This window comes from Sphingopyxis sp. C-1 (assembly GCF_001047015.1).
Lineage (GTDB): Bacteria > Pseudomonadota > Alphaproteobacteria > Sphingomonadales > Sphingomonadaceae > Sphingopyxis.
Map to the genome: position 1 here is coordinate 725,477 of NZ_BBRO01000001.1, position 19,516 is coordinate 744,992.

A 19,516-nucleotide genomic window follows, 5' to 3' on the forward strand; every position below is an offset into this window, starting at 1 on the left:
ACGTCGCCCCCGTGAGGGCGACGGTTAGGAATGTTCCGGGATCAGCAAGGTCGAACCCGTCGTCCGTCCGGCTTCCAGGTCGGCGTGCGCGCGCGCCGCATCTTGAAGCGAGTAGCGCTGGCCGACGGTGATCTTCACCGCGCCGCTTTCTATCATCTCGAATACCCGTGCTGCGCCCGCAGCCCGCTCGCCGGGATGAAGATAATAGTCGAACAGCGTCGGGCGCGTCACGAACTGCGACCCGTGCTGGGCAAGAATGCCGAGGTTTACGCCAGCCACGGGGCCGCCGGCATTGCCATAGCTGACGATCAGCCCGCGCCGCGCAGTTGCTTTTAGCGAAGTCGCCCAGCTCGCCATACCGATCCCGTCGAAGGTGACGGGGACACCCTGACCGTCGGTGATTTCGCGGACATGTGCCGCGACATCGTCCTGCTTGTAGCGGATGACATGGTCGGCGCCCGCTTCGCGCGCGGCATGTTCCTTGGCTTCGGTGCTGACGGTGCCGATAACGGTCGCGCCAATCGCCTTCAGCCACTGGACGAGGATCAGTCCAACTCCGCCGGCGGCTGCGTGAACGAGCACGCTTGTCCCTGCCTCGACCTTTGCGCAGCGTTCGACCAGCGCCTCGACCGTGCAGGCCTTGAGCAGTGCGGCGGCGGCGGTGTCGTCGTCGATAGCCGGCGGCAGTTTGAACAGCGACGCTGCAGGGACGAGGCGGGCCGAGCTATATGCGTTGCGCTGCGGCCCAAAGGTTGCGACGCGGTCGCCGGGCTGGAGGCCGTGGACGTCGGGGCCGACCGCGATGACTTCGCCCGCAGCTTCGACGCCGAGGCCACCGGGAAGCTCGACAGGATAGGTTCCGTCACGGTGATAGGTGTCGATATAGTTGAGCCCGACCGCGGTCTGGCGCAGCAGCACCTGTCCGGGGCCGGGATCGCCGAGCGTGACCTCGCGCCAGTCGATGACCTCGGGTCCGCCCTGGCTTTCGATAAAGGCTTCGATCGCTTTCATGTCGCGCGCTCCTGCTGTCCGGTCCATCTGGTGGGCCGGAACATAGAGCGCAAGGGCGGAGCGGTGAAAGCCCCTCCCCGTCGGGGGAGGGGTTTATCGCTTACTTCGACGGGCGACGCGGGCTGCGCTGGCCGTAGGGCTTGGGCTTGTAGCGTTCGTTGCCGCCTGGGCCACCGGGGCCACGCGGGCCGCGCGGGCCCGAACGATCGCCGAACCCACGATCACCGCCCGGCGCCCGGCCGAGCGTGCTGCGCGGAGCGGCGTCGCGCGGGCCGCCATGGCCGCCCTTATCGCGGCGCGGCGGGTAGGTCGGACCGTCGGGCGCGGGGGTGATCGAAACGCCGCTGTCGTCCTCGCCATCCTCGTTGGCGCTGCGTACCACAGCCTCGGCAAAGCGATCGGCGATCGCGCGCGGAATGTTGAACATCGTTTCCTTGGGACCGATGCGGATCGCGCCGATCTCGTTCTTGCTCACATGGCCGCGGCGGCAGAGCAAAGGCAGGATCCAGCGCGGATCGGCATTCTGGTGGCGGCCGATGTTGAGGCGGAACCAGACGCTATCCTCGAATCCGTCGCGGCGGTCGCCGCCACGCTCGGGGCGTTCGAAGCGCTCGCCGCGCTCGGGGCGGCCGGCGGCGTCGCGGCCGCGCGGGCTGTTGTCGAGCAGGTCCTCGGGCGGCGGCATCAGCGCGCGGTGCGCCTGGACGAGCGACGCGGCAATGTCTTCGGGCGTGCGCTCGGCCATCAGGCGCTGCGCGAGTTCGATATCCTCGGGCTCATGCTCGACGGGCGTGAGCAGCTTTTCCATCAGCCGTTCCTGATCGCGCTTGCGCACGTCGGCGGCGGTGGGGGCATCCATCCATTCGGCGTTGATGCGTGCACCGCGCAGCATGCCGTCGACGCGGCGGCGGCGCGGATAGGGGACGATGATGACCGCGGTGCCCTTTTTGCCCGCGCGGCCGGTGCGGCCCGAACGGTGCTGAAGCGCTTCGGCGTCGCGCGGGATTTCGACGTGGATGACAAGGCTGAGCGTCGGCAGATCGATGCCGCGCGCGGCGACGTCGGTCGCGACGCAAACCTTGGCGCGGCGGTCGCGAAGGGCTTGCAGCGCCGCGTTGCGCTCATTCTGGCTATGTTCGCCCGACAGCGCGACCGCGGCGAAACCGCGCTCCACCAGGCTGGCGTGGAGGCGGCGCACATTGTCGCGCGTCGCGCAGAACAGCATCGCGGTTTCGGCGTCGTGCAGACGGAGCAGGTTGACGACCGCGCCTTCGATGTCGGCGGGGGCGACGGTTACCGCCTGATAGGCGATGTCCCCATGGCCGCGGTCTTCACCGACGGTGGAGATGCGCAGCGCATCTTGCTGGTAACGCTTGGCGAGCTGGACGATCGGCTTCGGCAGCGTCGCCGAGAAAAGAAGCGTGCGGCGCGTCGCGGGGGTGCCGTCGAGGATCTCCTCAAGGTCATCGCGAAAACCCATGTCGAGCATTTCGTCTGCTTCGTCGAGCACGGCGACCCGCAGCGCGGTGAGGTCGAGCGCGCCGCGTTCCAGATGGTCGCGGAGGCGGCCGGGGGTGCCGACGACGATCTGCACGCCCTGGCCGAGCGCACGGCGTTCCTTGCTGGCGTCCATACCGCCGACGCAGGTCGCGATGCGCGCGCCGGCCTTGGCATAGAGCCAGCCGAGTTCGCGGCTGACCTGCAGCGCGAGTTCGCGCGTCGGCGCGACGATCAGCGCGAGCGGCGAGGTTGCGAACGGCAGCCGGCCGTCCTCGATCAGCTCGTCGGCCATCGCGAGGCCGAAGGCGACGGTCTTGCCCGACCCGGTCTGCGCCGAGACGAGCAGGTCGCGGCCCTTGGCTTCGCCCTCGGTGACTTGCGTCTGGACGGGGGTGAGCGCTTCATAGCCGCGCGCGACAAGGGCGTCCGAAAGGACGGGAGAAAGATTTTCGAAAGGCATTTTTATCTCAATAATATGGGCAGTCACCGGTGCGGTGACGGGCCGACGGAAAAGGGGCTCAATGGGCTTAAATCACCTGTCCGGCAGCGTGTCCGCTGGCCCAGGCCCATTGAAAATTATAGCCGCCTAACCACCCTGTGACATCTACGGCTTCGCCGACCGCATAGAGGTTCGGGACGGTTTTGGCCATCATTGTTTGCGAGGATAGGTTTGCAGTCGAGATTCCGCCCACCGTGACCTCGGCTTTGGCGAAGCCTTCGGTGCCGTTCGGACGGAAAATCCAGCCCGCGAGTTGCGCCTCTGCATCGGCGAGCTTGCGGTCGGTCTGGGCGCCGAGTTCGCCGGGAAGCGCGAGGCGTTCGGCGAGGGTTTCGGCGAGGCGGTCGGGGAGAAGCGCACCGAGCGTGGCGCGCAGAGTGGTGCGGGGCCGGGTGCGTTTCGCGTCGAGCAGCCAGCCACGCGGGGCGTCGGGCAATAGGTCGATCGTCACGGGCTCGCCATGGCGCCAATAGCTGCTCACTTGCAGGATCGCGGGACCCGACAGGCCGCGATGGGTGAACAATGCCGCCTCGCGGAACGCCATTTTGCCCGCGCGGGCTTCGACGGGAGCCGCGATTCCCGAAAGTTCGCGGAACAGGACATCATCGCCGCCGAGCGTGAGCGGGACGAGCGCAGGGCGCGGCTCCACGACCTTCAGGCCGAACTGGCGGGCGAGGTCATAGGCGAGGCCGGTCGCGCCCATCTTGGGGATCGACGGGCCGCCGGTTGCGATGACAAGGCTTGGGGCGGCGAAGTGGAAGTTGCCGAAAGTGCCGCGGAACGTCGCATCGCTATGGGATATTTGGCCGATAGCTTCGCCGCAGCGGACGTCGACGCCGCCCTTGGCGCATTCGTCGAGCAGCATCGCGACGATCTGTTTCGCCGAACCGTCGCAGAAGAGCTGGCCAAGCGTTTTTTCGTGATGCGCGATGCCATAGCGATCGACGAGCGCGATGAAATCGGCAGCGGTGTAGCGCGCGAGCGCCGACTTGGCGAAATGCGGGTTTGCCGAAATATAGCGGTCGGGGGCGGTGTGGATGTTGGTGAAGTTGCAACGTCCGCCACCCGATATCAGGATTTTCTTTCCCACCTGGTCGGCATGGTCGAGCAGCAGCACGCGCCGCCCGCGCTGTCCCGCGACCGCGGCGCACATCAATCCGGCCGCGCCGGCACCCAGCACGATGGCGTCATAATTGACCGTGGTCATCGGATCGTCAGTGCAGCTTTGCGATCGACAGGCCGTCGGCTTTGGCGCGGACCTTCACCGATTCCTCGCTGCGCGTCAGCGCCTTGGCGATGGCCTTCAGCGCCATGCCCTTTTTGGCGAGCGTGTGGAGCTTGTCGATTTCGGCCGGGGTCCACGGCTGCTTGTGGCGTTCGAACTTGTCTTTCATGCCTGCGTCTCCGGATCGGGCTCGGCTGCGAGGATTGCGATGGCATCCTGACGGTCCTGATATTCGACGCTCTCACCAGCCTCTGCGCCCATCAGCGCGCGGGCGAGCGGGGCGGAAAAGGCGATATGGCCGCGCGCCGGGTCGGCCTCGTCGCCGCCCACGATCGTGATCGTCTTTTCGGCCTGGTTCAGCCGGTACGTTACACGGCTTCCGATGCCGACGCTGCCGACCTCGGGTGGCGCCTGCACCTCGGCGGTCGCTTGCCGGGTGTGGAAATAGCGGAGGCGGCGCTGCAACTTCTTGCGCGCGTCCTCATCCGCCGCTGCCGCAATCTCGCTTTCGAGACGCACGACCTCTTCGCCGAGCAGGCGTGCACCGCGCGGCGTCACAAGGTTCGCGCCGACCGGGATCGGCAGTTCGAACTCGGGTTCCTTATGTTCGTCGTCGCTTTCGCGGCGAAATGCTACGCTCATCGTCTCTATTCCTGATTGAAGGGCCGCCCCTGGCCCATGAAGGTGGCGACAAGATGGCGCGCGGGCTGGACAGGCGCAACCTCAGTGTGTTAGATGCGCAATACACGAAGGAGATTATCGATGCGTAACTGGACGATGACGGTTTTGCCGCTGGCTCTTGCGATGACCGTCACGGCGTGCAGCGCCGAGGTGACGAGCGACAGCAAGAATGGCAAGCGCACGGTCGAGGCCGGACCGTTGACCACGCAGAGCTATGATCTCAAAGATTTTACCGGTGTGAAGGTGGCCGGCCCCGACGATGTTACCATCCGCCGCGGCGCGGCCTTCTCGATCACCGCGAAGGGGCCGAAGGGCGTGATCGACGAACTCGAGATCAAGCTGGACGGCGACATGTTGTCGATCGGGCGCAAGAATTCGGGCTTCAGTTTCGGCAGCAGCGACGACGATGTCGAGATCGCGATCACCATGCCTGCGCTGCGCGCGGTACGCCTGACCGGGTCGGGCGAGATCGACGCGGACACTGTGGACGGCGATGCGGTCGAGGCGGTCGTCACCGGATCGGGCGACCTGAAAGTCGCGACCCTGAACGGCAAGAGCGCAAAAATCACCGTTTCGGGATCGGGCGACATCGAAGTCGGCGGCGGCACGATCGGATCGGGCGATTTCGATGTGACGGGATCGGGCAGCATCGACGCGGGGGCGCTTTCAGCGACGACGCTCGACGTATCGATCACCGGATCGGGTGACGTCGACGCGAAAGCGAGCAGCAGCGCCGATATCGCGATTCTCGGATCGGGCGACGCGACGATCGGCGGTGGCGGCAAATGCTCGACGCGCACGATGGGGTCGGGCACCGCGACCTGCAACTGATGCGGCTATGGTGCTGCCCGGCCGAAAAGGGTAGGGCAGCATCATGACCAGCTTATCGTCCGACATCCTGCGCGGAGCCGCGCTCGCGGCAACTGCGCTGCTTCTCTCCGGCCCGGCATCGGCGGCTGAAAAGCGCTATGGCCTCACCAGCTTCGAGACGATCGACGTCAGCGCCGATGTGACGGTCGAGGTGGTGAACCGCGCCCCCGTCAGCGCCGTCGCGACCGGACCGCAGGACGCGCTCGACCGGCTGAACGTCGAAGCGCGCGATGGCAAGCTGGTGATCAGCGAGCGCCAGTTTGCGGGCGATGAAAAGCGCCGCGGCCCACGCGGGCCGGTGGTCGTACGCATCAATGCCGCGAACCTGCGTGCGGCAACGCTTGCCGGGGCGGGGTCGCTCCAGATCGACAGATTGAAGGGACAGCGCGCGATGGTCGGTCTGCGCGGCCCGGGAAGGCTGACGGTAGGACAGATTATCACCGACCGGCTTCAGGTCGGGATGATCGGCAATGGTACGATGATCCTCGCGGGCGCCGCCAAAAATGCACAGATGACGCTGTCCGGCGCCGGCTCGGTTGATGCCGGCGCGCTGACGGTCGACGAGCTGATCAGCGACAGCGAGGGCGCAGGCGACCATATCCTGCGCGCGGTCAAAAGCGCCACGGTCACCGCGCGCGGGATCGGCAAGACTGTCGTGCTCGGCAAGCCGGTCTGTACGGTGCGCAATATCGGCAGTGGGTCGGTGACCTGCGGGCCGGGGAAATAGGCTCGCTCGACGTACGGTTTCGCCCGGTTACGGACCTATCTTTCGTCGTCACCCCGGGCTTGACCCGGGGTCCCGCTTGAGGTCGAAACCAGTGAGTGCGTCAAAAAGCGGGATCCCGGGTCAAGCCCGGGATGACGGAAGAGGGTGACGGGATGTCTGCTCACCACCCTAAAAAAGACATCGCCTTCAATTAGGTCTTTCCTACATTATCTGGCCGTGCGAGCCTTCATCCGGCTCTTTCATTCGGTGAACAAAAAAGCGGTCGCTGCCTGGCTTATGGGTGCGACCATGATCGGACATGCCGCGCACATCCAGCAGTCCGCGACTTGCAAATCGGGGCGCTCATAGGGCTGAACTTTCCTGAACTTTGGAATATTGCGCGGCCCTTGCGCCGTTCCGATCCCAGAGCCAGCCGGGCGATGCCCAAAGAGGGTAACGTCCGTTCGCCACCCCGTTCCCGCCGTTCCCGAGGCATTCGTCCGGTTTAGTGTCCCGCCGCGCCCAGCCCGTCGATCTTTTTCGACTGGCGGACGATCAATCCGGGGAACCAGCGCGCGAGGCGTGACAGCCGCTTTGCCATCTTGCCGACGGTGGTGTGGACGCTGGTCCCGTGCACCGCTTCCCAAGCGGCCTCGGCGACGCGTTCGACAGGGACGATTTCGAAGCCGCTGTCCGACAGGCGGGTGCGCGCGGGTTCGTTGCTGTCGGCGCTGACCTGGTCGAGCAAGGGTGTGTCGATGAAGCCCGGCATCAGCGAGCGCACCTTGATATCGTGTTTGGCGAACTCGATTTCGAGTGCCTCGGTCAGACCGCGCACCGCGAATTTGGTCGCCGAATAGACTGCGAGCCCTGCGACGCCGTAAAAGCCCGACGCCGATCCGGTGTTGAGGATCGTCGACCCTGGCGTCGCGCGGAGCAGCGGAAGCGCCATATAGATGCCGTTGACGACGCCGCCGAAATTGATCGCGATCAATCGGTCGGCCTCCTCCGGCGCCATGTCCATATACTGGCCTCCCGACCCGATGCCGGCGTTGTTGAACAGCACATCGAGGCGGCCGCCGCCGGCCTTCTCAAACTCGGCGAGCGCGGCCTTCCACTGATCGCGGTCGCGTACATCCATGACATGGCGCGATGATGCCCCCTCGGGAAGCAGCGCGGCGGTTTCATCGATTCCGGCGCGGTTGACGTCGGCGATGCCGACGAACCAGCCCTGCCCGGCGAAATGACGCGCGACGGCGCGGCCGATGCCCGATCCGCCCCCGGTGATGAAAATCGCCTTCCGTGCCACAGCACCCTCCTTACATTGATGTCAGCGTGACAAGATGCCAAGTTGACGTTTCCGTCAAGCGGCAATCGCGGCTTGGCAAGGCGAAGTACCGCTCGCTAAGAGGGCGCGGATGACCCGCGCCCTCCGCTTGATCTTCCTGTCGTTGCTGATGCTGTGCGCGAGCCTCGCCGTCCCGGCGCGGGCCGAAGTGGTCGTAAGCTTTTACAGCCATGATTTCGGCGACCGTTTCCCGCACGCCTTCATCGTGGTGAAGGGCACGCTCGACGCGACGGGTGAGGTTGTCGACACCAACTATGGCTTCACCGCGGTTTCGGTCAGTCCCGCGATTCTTCTGGGATCGGTGAAGGGAAAGGTGGAATCGTCCAAGGCCGATTATATCGCCAAGAGCGACCGGCAGTTCGATGTGTCGGTCGACGATGCGACCTATGCGCGGGTGATGGCGAAGGTCGCCGAATGGCGAGACCGCGAGCAGCCGAGTTACAGTTTGAACAAACGCAATTGCGTCCATTTCGTGATGGAACTTGCCGAGGTTGTTGGGTTGAAGGTCGATCGCAAGAGCAAATTGTTCAAAAAGCCGAAGAGTTTCCTTATCGAGGTCAAGGGGATGAACCCGCAATTGGGTTGAGGGCGGCAACGGAACCGGGGAGCCGTTTTCGATCGGGAGCCGCACCTATCATCCTCGTCGCCCCGGACCTTATCCGGGGTCCCGCTTGATGCTGAAGCCGATCGATCGGCAAAGAAGCGGGATCCGGATCAAGCCCGGGATGACGAAAGTGGAATGGGGCTGAGGCAATTGCCACCCCAAGCCGACAATCGGCGCCCCTAGACGCGGCGACGCTTTCACCCTATGTTCAGGGAACGGGGCGCAATAATTGGGGCTCCGACGTAGTTAGGGGCGATTCTTGCGGCTGTTGCTGACCCTTTTGGCATTGTTGACCGGCCTGGCTTCCGCCGACCGGGCCGTTGCCGCGCCTGCCATGCCGGCGGCAATGGGGGCGTTGGTCCTGTTTGCCGAGACGGCAGGCAAGGCTGAGGCAAGCGATACCGAACGTCGTCCGACGACCACGGCGCCGACGCGGCGCGTTTCCAGCGGAACCGGAAAACCGCGCAAGGTGGCGCCGCCGCATCTTCCCGGCATTCTCACCGGCAGCGACCGCGCGCTGGAATAGCGCGCCGTTCCCGCGCCTTTCTTGAGGCGCCGCCCCGCGACGGGCCCTTTTTCGTACATTCGCGCGGCAACAGCGCCGCCCACTCATTCAAATTCCGAGGAAAATCCCATGTTTGCTGGCCTTGCCAAGAGTCTTTTCGGCTCGTCCAACGATCGCTACGTCAACTCGATCCGCAAGATCGTCGACAAGATCAACGCTTTCGAGCCCGCAATGCAGGCGCTCGACGACGCCGGGCTGCAGGCACAGACGCAGAAATTTCGCGACCGGCTCGAAGCCGGCGAGACGCTCGACGACATCCTGCCCGAAGCCTTTGCGACGGTGCGTGAGGCCGCGGTCCGCACGCTCGGCATGCGCCATTTCGATGTGCAGATGGTCGGCGGCATCGTCCTTCATCGCGGCGAGATCGCCGAGATGGCGACGGGTGAAGGGAAGACGCTGATGGCGACCCTGCCCTGCTATCTGAACGCGCTGGAAGGCAAGGGCGTCCATGTCGTGACCGTCAACGACTATCTCGCTCGCCGCGACGCCGAATGGATGGGCACGGTTTACGGCTTCCTTGGCCTGACGACAGGGATCATCGTCCCGAACCTCAACGAGATGCAGCGCCGCGACGCCTATAACAGCGACATCACCTATGCGACGAACAACGAACTCGGCTTCGATTACCTCCGCGACAATATGAAGTTCGACCGTCAGCAGATGGTCCACCGCACCTTCAATTTCGGCATCGTCGACGAGGTCGATTCGATCCTGATCGACGAAGCGCGGACCCCGCTGATCATTTCGGGCCCGACGGACGACAAGTCCGAGCTGTATATCCGCGTCAACGAGGTCGTGCTGGGCCTGACCGAGGATGATTATGAGAAGGACGAAAAGTCCAAGTCGATCAGCCTGACCGAAGACGGCACCGAGCATGTCGAGCGCCTGCTCGAAGCCGCGGGGCTGCTGCAGGGCAGCAACCTCTACGATATCGAGAACACGCAGGTCGTCCATCACGTCAACCAGGCGCTGAAGGCGATCCAGATGTTCCGGATCGATACCGACTATATCGTCAAGGACGGCAAGGTTGTCATCATCGACGAATTCACCGGCCGCATGATGGATGGGCGCCGTTGGTCCGATGGCCTGCACCAGGCGGTCGAGGCGAAGGAAGGCGTGCAGATCGAGCCCGAGAACCAGACGCTCGCCTCGATCACTTTCCAGAATTATTTCCGCATGTATCCGAAGCTTTCGGGCATGACGGGCACCGCGGCGACCGAGGCGGCCGAATTCTTCGACATCTATAAGATGAACGTCGTCAACATCCCGACCAACCGTCCGATCGCGCGTATCGACGACGAGGATGAATTCTACAAGAATATCACCGACAAGTTCGGCGCGATCGCAAAGACGATCCGCGAGGCGAACGAGCGCGGCCAGCCGGTGCTCGTCGGCACCGTGTCGATCGAGAAATCCGAGCTGCTGTCGTCGTTCCTCGAAAAGGAAAATGTGCCGCACAGCGTGCTCAACGCGCGTTTCCACGAAAGCGAAGCGCATATCGTCGCTCAGGCGGGGCGCACCGGTGCGGTGACGATCGCGACGAACATGGCGGGCCGCGGCACCGACATCAAACTCGGCGGCAACGAAGAATTCCGCATCGACGACGAGCTCAAGGACCTGCCCGAAGGCCCCGAGCGCGACGCCGCGGTCGCGCGTATCCAGGCCGAAGTCGCTGCCGAGCGCGAAGCGGTGAAGGCCGCCGGCGGGCTGTTCGTGCTCGCGACCGAACGGCACGAAAGCCGCCGCATCGACAACCAGCTGCGCGGCCGTTCGGGACGCCAGGGCGACCCCGGCCTGTCGAAATTCTACCTCTGCCTCGACGATGACCTGCTGCGCATCTTCGGCCCCGACACGCTGTTTTCCAAGATGATGAACAAGAATCTGGAGGATGGCGAGGCGATCGGATCGAAATGGTTGTCGAAGGCGATCGAGACCGCCCAGAAAAAGGTCGAGGCGCGCAACTACGACATCCGCAAGCAGGTCGTCGAATATGACAACGTCATGAACGACCAGCGCAAGGTCATCTATGAACAGCGCGGCGAGATCATCGACAGCGAGACCGTCGATGAGGTCATGACCGCAATGCGCGCGGAAACGGTCAATGCAATCGTCGCCGACGCGTGCCCCCCGGGCAGCTATCCCGAGCAATGGGACGTCGAGGCGATGAAGGAGCGCACGGCGAACATCCTCGACCTTTCGCCGCCGATCGACGACTGGATGCAGGAAGATGCGGTCGACGCCGAAATGTTCGAGGAGCGCATTCAGCAGGCGGCCGACGCGGTCGCCGCCGAAAAGGCCGGCCTGGTCGATGCCGAAACGTGGAAGGGGATTGAGAAGTCGATCCTGCTCCAGACGCTGGATCACCATTGGAAAGAGCATCTCTCGACGCTCGACGCGCTGCGTCAGGTCGTGTTCCTGCGCGCCTATGCGCAGAAGCAGCCGATCAACGAATATAAGCAGGAAGCCTTTGCCCTGTTCGAACGCATGCTGCAGAATATCCGCGAGGATGTGACGCGGACCGTTGCGCGCATCGACCTTCGCTTCGAAGAGCCCGAGGCGATGCCGCTGCCCGACCTGCCCGATTTCCTGACGACGCACATCGACCCGTTCACGGGCGAGGATAACAGCGCCGACATCGATGCGGGTACGCTCGGCGTGATCGCGAATACGCTCCCGCCGATGCAGGTGCCGAAGCCCGATCTGCCCGAGGGCGAAAATCCCTACGCCGAGCTGGAGATCAGCCGCAACGCGCCATGTCCGTGCGGTTCGGGGCGCAAATACAAACATTGCCACGGGGCGATCTGACCCGATAGTCGTCGCCCCCGCGAAGGCGGGGGCCGCTATCGGCCGAGCGAAAGGCTTCCGGCGCCCCCGGCCTTCGCGGGGGCGACAGCCCATCTCGCAAGCTCTTGAAGTTGCCGTATCAATCGGCGCGACGAGTCCGCTTGCCAAGGTGTGCGGGCGCGATTAGCATCCGTCTCACAAGCTTGGCGGCCGCGTAGCCAGACAAGCAGCGCAGCAGGCAGGAACATAGGGGGCCGCTCCCCGCGTGCGGCCCGACGGTGGCGTGCAGCGTGGAAAGGGTCGGGGCATCTCCTTTTTCGATGAAATGACGGGGCAGGGCGGTGAAGTCCGCTCGCCCTATCGCGACTATTCGGACTGGTTCGGGCGCGAGGATGCGGCGCGCATCCAGCGCAAGGCGCAGCAGGCCGAAGCATTTTTTCGGACCACGGGCATCACCTTCAACGTCTATGGCGAGGATGAGGCCGACGAGCGGCTGATCCCCTTCGACGTCGTTCCGCGCATCATCTCGGCGAGCGAGTGGCGCCGCCTGTCGCGCGGTATCGAGCAGCGCGTGCGCGCGCTCAATGCCTTCCTCCACGACATCTATCACCGGCAGGAAATATTGCGCGCCGGGCGTGTTCCCGTCGAGCTGATCTCGCGCAACGAAGCCTTCCTGCCGATGATGATGGGGATGGATCCGCCGGGCGGCGTTTATACGCACATCAGCGGCATCGATATCGTGCGCACCGGCGCCGACGAATTCTATGTGCTCGAGGACAATGCGCGCACGCCGTCGGGCGTCTCCTACATGCTCGAAAATCGCGAGACGATGCTCCAGATGTTTCCCGAGCTGTTCGCGAAGATTTCGGTGCGAGAGGTCAGCGATTATCCGCTAAACCTGTTGAAGTCGCTCGCCGCCTGCGCGCCGCCGGCGTGTGGTGGAACGCCGACGGTCGCGGTGCTGACGCCGGGTATCCACAACAGCGCCTATTTCGAGCACAGCTTCCTTGCCGATCAGATGGGTGCCGAACTGGTCGAGGGTCATGATCTGCGTGTCGTCGACGGCCGCGTGGCGATGCGGACGACGCAGGGCTATACGCCGATCGACGTCCTTTATCGCCGCGTCGACGATGATTTCCTCGACCCGCTCAATTTCCGCCCGGACTCGGTGCTCGGCGTGCCGGGGATCTGGGACGTCTATCGCGCCGGCGGGATTACGATCGCGAATGCGCCGGGGACGGGGATCGCCGACGACAAGGCGCTCTATAGCTACATGCCCGACATCATCGAATTCTATACGGGAGAGAAGGCGCTGCTTCCCAATGTGCCGACTTGGCGCTGCAGCGAGCCCGAACATCTGCGCGAGGTGCTCGACCGGTTGCCCGAACTGGTCGTGAAGGAAGTCCATGGGTCGGGTGGCTATGGCATGCTCGTCGGCCCCGCCGCGAGCAAGAAGGAGATCGCCGCCTTCCGCGCGAAGCTTGAAGCGAACCCGCGCAATTATATCGCGCAGCCGACGCTGTCGCTGTCGACCGTACCAATCTTTACCAAGGCGGGCTTGGCGCCGCGGCACGTGGATTTACGACCTTTCGTGCTGATGTCGCCGCAGAGGATCCGGATCACGCCCGGCGGGTTGACGCGCGTCGCGATGAGCAAGGGATCGCTGGTGGTGAACAGCAGCCAGGGCGGCGGGACCAAAGACACCTGGGTATTGGAAGACTGATGCTCGGGAAAACCGCAGGAAGCCTCTATTGGATGGCGCGCTACCTCGAACGGAGCGAGAATAATGCGCGGTTGATCGATGCGGGTTTCCGTATCGCTCTCACGCGATCGAGCACCGCGCGGTCCGAATGGCGATCGGTGCTCGTCACCGCGGGACAGGATCTCACGTTTCGGCAGGCGCACGGCGAGGACTATACGTCGCAGCGCGTCGTCGATTTCCTGCTGCGCGACCCCGCCAACCCGTCGAGCATATTGTCCGTCGTCAAACGCGCGCGCGACAATGCGCGCACCGCGCGGACGTATCTCACGCGTGAGGTGTGGGAGGCGGTCAACACAAGCTGGATGACGCTGGGCGCGCTGCTCAAACGGCAGGTTCGCGAGGATGATCTGCCTGACGTGCTCGCGTCGATCCGCCAGCAGAGCGCGCAGGTGATCGGTGCCTTTTCGGGCACGATGCTGCGCAACGACGGCTATAATTTCGCGCGGCTCGGCACCTTTCTGGAACGCGCCGACAACACCGCGCGCATCCTCGACGTCAAATATTATCTGCTGCTGCCATCGGTTGCACATATCGGTAGCTCGATCGACAATGTGCAGTGGGAAACGATCCTGCGATCGGTTTCAGCGCACCGCGCCTATCACTGGCTTTACGGGGCGGAGATCAGCGCGCTCAAGATTGCCGAATTCCTGATCCTCTATAAACAGATGCCGCGCAGCCTCGCTTTCTGCTGCGATCAGATGAACGACAACCTCGGCCTGCTCGAACGCACTTATGGGGAGGAGACCGAGGCGGTGCGAATGGGAATGTCGATCTGCCGCGACCGGCTATCGCGGCCCATCCAGTCGATCTTCGATGGCGGCTTGCACGAATTCATCACCGATTTTCTCCGCGCCAATGCCGTGCTCGCGCGGCAGATCGAGCGCGACTACCGGTTCGTGGAGTGAGCATGCGTCTTCGTGTCGAACATAGCACGCACTATAATTTCGACGGCCATGTCGCATATGCGCTCCAGCAATTGAAGCTGACGCCGAAGGAGCGCCCGGGGCAGCAACTGATCCACAATTGGTCGATCGAGATCGAGGGCGGGACTCAGCAGCTTCACTACACCGATCATCATGGCAATGGCGTCGACCTCGTCTCGGTCCATAGCGGCGCGCCGGAACTGCTCATTCGCTGCACCGGCGAGGTCGAACTGGTGACGTGGGACGGGGTGATCGGGCCGCATCGCGGCGCAATGCCGCTCTGGACCTTCCTCCGTCCGACGCCGCTGACGCGCGCGGGGCGCGCAGTGCGTTCGCTGACCGCCGAGCTCGGCCGCGATTTTGCGAACGAGATCGAACGCGCACATGCGCTTTCGGCGCTGACCCTGGCGAAGCTTCCCTACCGGATCGGCGTCACCGATGCCGAGACGACCGCCGAGCAGGCGCTCGCCGGCGAGGGCGGCGTGTGTCAGGATCATGCGCATATCTTTATCGCCGCGATGCGTCACCTCGGGCATCCGGCACGCTACGTCTCCGGCTATCTGATGATGAACGACCGGACGGATCAGGATGCAACCCACGGCTGGGCCGAGGCGTATTTCGAGCATATAGGCTGGATCGGTTTCGACGTGAGCAACGGCCACTCACCCGACCAGCGCTATATTCGTGTCGCGACCGGCCTCGATTATCGCGACGCCGCCCCGGTTCGCGGCATGCGCTATGGTGCAGCGCAAGAAAATCTGGTTGTCCAATTGCAGGTCCAGCAATAAGCGGGCGGGACGATCAGGACTTTCCGGGCGGGGAAAACAGGATTCGATGACTTATTGCGTTGGCATGCGTTTGAACAAGGGGCTGGTGTTCATGTCGGACACCCGCACCAACGCGGGTGTCGACGACATCTCGCAGGTCCGCAAAATGCGTAGCTGGCACGTGCCCGGCGAGCGCGTGATAACATTGATGTCGGCGGGCAATCTGGCGACGACGCAGGCAGTGGTAAGCCTGCTCGACGAGCGCACCAAGGCGCCCGAGGAACGTCATCCCTCGATCCTGGCCGCGCCGTCGATGTTCGCGGTTGCGACGATCATCGGCGAAACGCTGCGCCACATCGTGATGCGCCACAATGACGAGGGCCAATCTGCGGCGGATTCACTGTTCCGGGCCTCGCTGATCGTGGGCGGGCAGATCAAGGGATCGGAACCGCGGCTGTTCCTGATCTATCCCGAAGGCAATTTCATCGAGGCGGGCGAAGACAATCCCTTCTTCCAGATCGGTGAGACGAAATATGGCCGGCCGATCATCGTGCGGTCGTACGATCCGGCGATGTCGTTCGAGGATGCGGTGAAGCTGCTTTGCGTCTCGTTCGATTCGACGATCCGCGCCAATGCCGGCGTCGATCTGCCCATCGACCTGAAAGTGCATGAGCGCGACGATTTCTCGACCGTGCGCGAGCGCCGGTTCGAGCGCAACGATCCCTATTTCGAAAGCGTCGCCGACGGCTGGGCCGAGGCGTTGGGGATTGCGCTCGCGGAGCTTCCCGACTTTCATTTCTGATCACCTTCGGCCACCGTCCCTTTCGTTGTCGAACAAGAGGGGATCGCCATGCCGCGCTGGATTGCCGCCGCACTTACCGTCGCCGCCATTGCCCAGCCGGCCGTGGCTGAAGAAGCCGGTTTCGACACGGCGCTGCGCGATTTCCGGGAGTTGCATCGCACGGAAATGCGCCGGGCGAATATCGCGGGGAGCAGCTTCTATGTCATACGCGACGGCCGGACCGTCGTTGCCGACCATCTCGGCGAGCAGGACGCCGATGCCCATATTCCCGTCGATGCCGACACCATCTATCATTGGGCCTCGATCACCAAGACGATGACGGGGATCGCGATACTGCAATTGCGCGATCGCGGATTGCTGTCGCTCGACGACCCAATCGTCCTTCATGTGCCCGAACTGGCGGCCGTCCATAACCCCTATGGCGACACGGGCGCGATCACGCTGCGCCAGTTGATGAGCCACAGCGCGGGCTTTCGCAGCGGAACCTGGCCGTGGCGTGATCATGATTGGCAGCCGTTCGAACCGAAGGGATGGGCGCAGTTGGTCGCGATGCTGCCTTACACCCGCGTGGAGTTTAAACCGGGCAGCCGCTTCGGCTATTCCAATCCTGGCATCGTCTACCTGGGGCAGGTCATCGAGCGTTTGTCGGGCGAGGATTATGAAGTCTATATCGACAAGAACATCCTGAAGCCGCTCGGCATGCACGCCAGCTATTTTGACCGCACACCGCCGCACCTGCTGCCGCATCGGTCGCACAGCTATTATATCCGCGATGGTCGGCGGGTCGCGGCGCCGTTCGATGTCGATACCGGGGTGACGGTGTCGAATGGCGGGCTCAATGCGCCGATGCCCGACATGGCGAAATATGCTGCGTTTCTGCTCGGCGATCCGGCGCGCCAGTCAGACTATGACCTAGTGCTGAAGCGGTCTTCGATCGAGGAGATGTGGGCACCGCAAATCGCGGCTGGCGATGATTTTACACAAGGCCGGATGGCGAAGACAACGCAGGCCGGGCTATCCTTTTTCATCGACCGCAGCGCGGCGGTGCGGTTCGTCGGACATAATGGCGACCAGAACGGCTTTCGCGCCTATCTCAGCCTCTGTCCCGACCAACATCTTGGCAGCCTGCTCGCGTTCAACACCGAAACGCGCGGAGTCGAGAATAGCGCCGCCAATCGAAAAACCGCGGAATCGCGTATCGCGCTTGCCACCGATCGCTTGTGCGAAGCGGCGGCGGGTTCAAACCGCTAAGGCCAGTCCGGAAAGGGAGGGCCCGGAAGGTACGTAACCTTCCGGGCCTTGTTGCTCCGGCCGCCAGGGAGGGGGGAGGGGCCGCCGGAACTCGGGGGTGCCTCCGATATGACGCCTGCTGCCTCTCGGCTCAATCATACGAAAGCATGATAAGGCCTATGCCGGTGCGTAGCGCGCCTGCGCTCAGCGGTTCTTGCGTCCTTCGATCAGCCCGTCGACCAGGCTCGGGTCGGCCAGCGTCGAAGTATCGCCCAGCGATCCGAAGTCATTCTCTGCGATCTTGCGCAGGATACGGCGCATGATCTTGCCCGAACGCGTCTTCGGCAGCCCCGGTGTCAGATGGATATGGTCGGGTGTCGCGATCGGGCCGATTTCCTTGCGGACCTGTTGCTTGAGCGCGGCGGCGACCTCCTCGGTCGGCTCGACCCCGGCGTTGAGCGTCACATAGGCGTAGATGCCCTGACCCTTGATGTCGTGCGGGAAGCCGACGACCGCGGCCTCGGCGACGAGGTCGTGAAGGACGAGCGCGCTTTCGACCTCTGCAGTGCCCATGCGGTGACCCGAGACGTTGATGACGTCGTCGACGCGGCCGGTGATGCGCCAATAACCGTCGGCGTCGCGGCGGCAGCCGTCGCCGGTGAAATATTTGCCCTTGTAGGTCGAGAAATAGGTCTCGGCGAAGCGCTGGTGATCGCCGTAGATCGTGCGCGCCTGACCAGGCCAGCTATGCGTGATGCACAGATTGCCTTCGGATGCGCCGCCCGTCTGTTCGTCGACGAGCACTGCGCCCTCGGCATCGACCAATTGCGGGCGGATGCCGAAGAAGGGCTTGCCTGCGCTGCCGGGCTGCATTGCGTGTGCGCCGGGCAGGGTGGTGATCATGATCCCGCCCGTTTCGGTCTGCCACCAGGTATCGACGACGGGGACGCGTCCTTTGCCGACGATCTGGTGATACCAGCGCCACGCCTCGGGATTGATCGGCTCGCCGACGCTGCCGAGCAGGCGGAGCGAACTCAAATCGTGGCGCGTGACATAATCGTCGCCCTCGCGCATCAGCGCGCGGATCGCGGTCGGCGCGGTGTAGAGGATATTGACGCGGTGCTTGTCGACGACCTGCCAGAAACGGTCGTGGTCGGGGTAGTTCGGTACGCCTTCGAACATCAAAGTCGTCGCGCCGTTCTGGAGCGGGCCATAGACGACATAGCTGTGGCCGGTGACCCAGCCGATGTCGGCGCTGCACCAGAAGATTTCGCCGGGGCGATAGTCGAAGCCATAATAGAAGGTGCTGGCGGTCCACACCGAATAGCCGCCGACGGTGTGCAGCACGCCCTTGGGCTTGCCGGTCGATCCCGAGGTGTAGAGGATGAAGAGCGGATCTTCGGCGTTCATCGGCTCGCACGGGCAGGTGTCGCCGACATCGGCAGACAGCGCGTCGTACCAATGGTCGCGGCCTTCTTTCATCGCGACGTTGCCGCCGGTGTGGGCGATCACCAGCACTGCTTTGACCTCGACGCGCTCCAATGCCTTGTCGACATTGGCTTTCAGCGGAACCACCTTGCCGCCGCGCAGCCCTTCGTCGGCGCAGATCACCCAGTCGCTCGCGCAATCCTCGATCCGGCCATGGATCGCCTCGGGCGAAAAGCCGCCAAAGACGACGCTGTGCACCGCGCCGATGCGCGCGCAGGCAAGCATCGCGACCGCTCCTTCGGGGATCATCGGCATATAGATGGTGACGCGGTCGCCCTTTTGGACGCCCATTTTCTTGAGCGTGTTGGCGAAGCGGACGACGTCGGTGAGCAGCGCGGCATAGCTGATCGTCCGCGTCTCGCCGTCGGGGGCGTCGGGTTCGAAGATGATCGCGGTGCGGCTGCCATGGCCCGCCGCAACATGGCGGTCGACGGCGTTGTGGCAAAGGTTGAGGACGCCGTCCTCATACCATTTGATCTCGACGGGATCATAGGACCAACCGGCGATCTTCGTCGGCGCGGTGATCCAGTCGACGCGCTTCGCCTGCTCCGCCCAGAAGGCGTCGGGGTCTGCGATGCTTTGCGCATAGAGACGGTCATAGTCGGCGGCGGTGCAATGCGTATTCGCAGCGGCGTCGGCCGGAACGGGAACCAGCGGTTCGGAGGGGGGCAGGTCGGACACGGCTATTCTCCCGCTTTCGATTTGACTCACTTGCTGGCTGCGATAACCCGCGAGCCACAAGTTGCAAGGC

General features: G+C 63.9%; 17 protein-coding genes. 10 read left to right on the plus strand and 7 right to left on the minus strand.

Annotation, left to right across the window (positions count from 1 at the left end; translation table 11 throughout):
• Positions 1-24: 24 nt before the first annotated feature.
• The 5 genes from SC1_RS03345 to SC1_RS03365 form a co-directional block, all read right to left on the minus strand.
• A complete protein-coding gene (locus tag SC1_RS03345) occupies positions 25-1,011 on the minus strand; it encodes a quinone oxidoreductase (RefSeq protein WP_062177552.1) in 987 nt (328 codons plus the stop codon).
• Between the two features lie 100 nt (positions 1,012-1,111).
• Positions 1,112-2,971 carry a DEAD/DEAH box helicase gene (locus SC1_RS03350; RefSeq protein WP_062177555.1) on the minus strand — a complete coding sequence of 620 codons (1,860 nt, stop codon included), beginning with the start codon at positions 2,969-2,971 and terminating at the stop codon, positions 1,112-1,114.
• 67 nt (positions 2,972-3,038) lie between these two features.
• Complete coding sequence (locus SC1_RS03355) at positions 3,039-4,217, minus strand: NAD(P)/FAD-dependent oxidoreductase (protein WP_062177558.1); 1,179 nt, start codon at positions 4,215-4,217, stop codon at positions 3,039-3,041.
• A 7-nt stretch (positions 4,218-4,224) separates the two neighbouring features.
• A complete protein-coding gene (locus SC1_RS03360) occupies positions 4,225-4,404 on the minus strand; it encodes a hypothetical protein (RefSeq protein WP_062177561.1) in 180 nt (59 codons plus the stop codon).
• Positions 4,401-4,877 (minus strand): GreA/GreB family elongation factor, encoded by a 477-nt coding sequence (locus tag SC1_RS03365; RefSeq protein ID WP_062177564.1) that lies wholly within the window; start codon positions 4,875-4,877, stop codon positions 4,401-4,403. Before SC1_RS03365 ends, SC1_RS03360 begins: the two co-directional genes overlap by 4 nt.
• Positions 4,878-4,997: 120 nt before the next feature.
• On the opposite strand from SC1_RS03365, the gene SC1_RS03370 reads away from it, so the two are divergent.
• Both SC1_RS03370 and SC1_RS03375 read left to right on the plus strand, forming a co-directional pair.
• Entirely contained in the window at positions 4,998-5,747 is a 750-nt protein-coding gene (locus tag SC1_RS03370) for a head GIN domain-containing protein (protein ID WP_062177567.1), read from the plus strand.
• A gap of 43 nt (positions 5,748-5,790) precedes the next feature.
• The gene (locus SC1_RS03375; protein ID WP_062177570.1) at positions 5,791-6,513 is read left to right on the plus strand and encodes a head GIN domain-containing protein; all 723 of its coding nucleotides are present in this window, start codon (positions 5,791-5,793) and stop codon (positions 6,511-6,513) included.
• 484 nt (positions 6,514-6,997) lie between these two features.
• Here SC1_RS03375 and SC1_RS03380 read toward each other — a convergent pair whose 3' ends face one another.
• Entirely contained in the window at positions 6,998-7,801 is an 804-nt protein-coding gene (locus SC1_RS03380; protein ID WP_062177571.1) for an SDR family oxidoreductase, read from the minus strand.
• A gap of 109 nt (positions 7,802-7,910) precedes the next feature.
• Between SC1_RS03380 and SC1_RS03385 the strand changes: the two genes are divergently transcribed.
• The 8 genes from SC1_RS03385 (at position 7,911) to SC1_RS03420 (ending at position 17,298) form a co-directional block, all read left to right on the plus strand.
• Entirely contained in the window at positions 7,911-8,426 is a 516-nt protein-coding gene (locus SC1_RS03385; RefSeq protein ID WP_062177574.1) for a hypothetical protein, read from the plus strand.
• Between the two features lie 277 nt (positions 8,427-8,703).
• The gene (locus SC1_RS03390) at positions 8,704-8,970 is read left to right on the plus strand and encodes a hypothetical protein (protein WP_062177577.1); all 267 of its coding nucleotides are present in this window, start codon (positions 8,704-8,706) and stop codon (positions 8,968-8,970) included.
• Between the two features lie 108 nt (positions 8,971-9,078).
• Positions 9,079-11,814, plus strand: a complete 2,736-nt coding sequence (gene secA, locus SC1_RS03395) for a preprotein translocase subunit SecA (RefSeq protein WP_062177580.1) — start codon at positions 9,079-9,081, stop codon at positions 11,812-11,814.
• Between the two features lie 304 nt (positions 11,815-12,118).
• Entirely contained in the window at positions 12,119-13,516 is a 1,398-nt protein-coding gene (locus SC1_RS03400) for a circularly permuted type 2 ATP-grasp protein (RefSeq protein WP_062177583.1), read from the plus strand.
• Complete coding sequence (locus tag SC1_RS03405) at positions 13,516-14,460, plus strand: alpha-E domain-containing protein (protein WP_062177586.1); 945 nt, start codon at positions 13,516-13,518, stop codon at positions 14,458-14,460. Before SC1_RS03400 ends, SC1_RS03405 begins: the two co-directional genes overlap by 1 nt.
• 2 nt (positions 14,461-14,462) lie before the next feature.
• Complete coding sequence (locus SC1_RS03410; RefSeq protein WP_062177588.1) at positions 14,463-15,266, plus strand: transglutaminase family protein; 804 nt, start codon at positions 14,463-14,465, stop codon at positions 15,264-15,266.
• A gap of 46 nt (positions 15,267-15,312) precedes the next feature.
• Positions 15,313-16,047 carry a peptidase gene (locus tag SC1_RS03415; protein WP_062177591.1) on the plus strand — a complete coding sequence of 245 codons (735 nt, stop codon included), beginning with the start codon at positions 15,313-15,315 and terminating at the stop codon, positions 16,045-16,047.
• Positions 16,048-16,095: 48 nt separating this feature from the next.
• Positions 16,096-17,298, plus strand: coding sequence for a serine hydrolase (locus SC1_RS03420; RefSeq protein ID WP_062177594.1), 1,203 nt, complete (start codon positions 16,096-16,098; stop codon positions 17,296-17,298).
• Between the two features lie 183 nt (positions 17,299-17,481).
• Here SC1_RS03420 and acs read toward each other — a convergent pair whose 3' ends face one another.
• On the minus strand, positions 17,482-19,446 hold the full coding sequence (gene acs / locus SC1_RS03425) for an acetate--CoA ligase (RefSeq protein ID WP_062177597.1): 1,965 nt from the start codon (positions 19,444-19,446) through the stop codon (positions 17,482-17,484).
• Positions 19,447-19,516: the final 70 nt, after the last annotated feature.